This window comes from Thiohalocapsa sp. (assembly GCF_019695415.1).
Lineage (GTDB): Bacteria > Pseudomonadota > Gammaproteobacteria > Chromatiales > Chromatiaceae > Thiohalocapsa.
In genome coordinates, this window is record NZ_JAIFKJ010000019.1 from 1,910 (window position 1) to 2,634 (window position 725).

Annotated in this window: 2 pseudogenes; both read left to right on the plus strand. The window is 59.6% G+C overall.

The features are described from left to right. Positions 1–146 precede the first annotated feature (146 nt). A pseudogene (locus I6U14_RS18190) lies at positions 147–296 on the plus strand (muconolactone Delta-isomerase family protein); the annotation flags it as partial. 155 nt (positions 297–451) lie between these two features. Next, positions 452–725, plus strand: a pseudogene (locus tag I6U14_RS00260) (hypothetical protein); the annotation flags it as partial.

The window sequence follows — 725 nt, forward strand, 5'->3', positions numbered from 1 at the left end:
TTGGTCCGCTGACCACCTGCATCTCCACTTTCCTCTTCGTCGGCAGCGTCAAATGTGTATAAGGGACAGGGAAACGCCCTATGCTCTAGCACCTTGCCTTCTCGGTCGGGTATGACGCGAGTCAATCTCAGGCCGACCTTTTCAAAATCTGGGCCGAGGAAGCCGACGCCGCGCTCGCGGCCAAGGCTGCCGGCGCCGTGGTCGATCTGTGGAAGGTTGTTGGCGAGCGACGGGTCTTCGCCGTCGTCAATGTCGACAGCCCGGACACGCTCGACCGCATCCTTTTCGACCTGCCCATCATGAAGAAACACGGCCATGCCGTCGATGTGCAGGTCAAATCGCTGCGGCGTTATGAAGACTTCGCCGCGGACGTCAAAGACCGGCTCGGTTAAAGACCAAAAACACGTTCTTCAGCTTCTTGGTCGCTGGAACTCTAGGGAGGAGAAAGGCCATGCAAGAGCCCCGAAACCCGCGGGGTATGACCCGTCGGGAATTGCTTGCCTCTGGTGTCAAGGCAGGCGCCGTTCTCATCATCGGGACGAGCTTCATCGCACATGCCACCGATAGCTGGGCGCTGGAAACGAAGGCGCTCAAGCCCGAAACGATGGCGGCACTCGTCCAGATGGCGCGCGACATCTACCCACATGACCGCGTTGCCGACAAATATTATGCCATCGCCGTCAGGTCCCATGACGAGAAAGCGGCGGAGGATGCCGACGATCGCG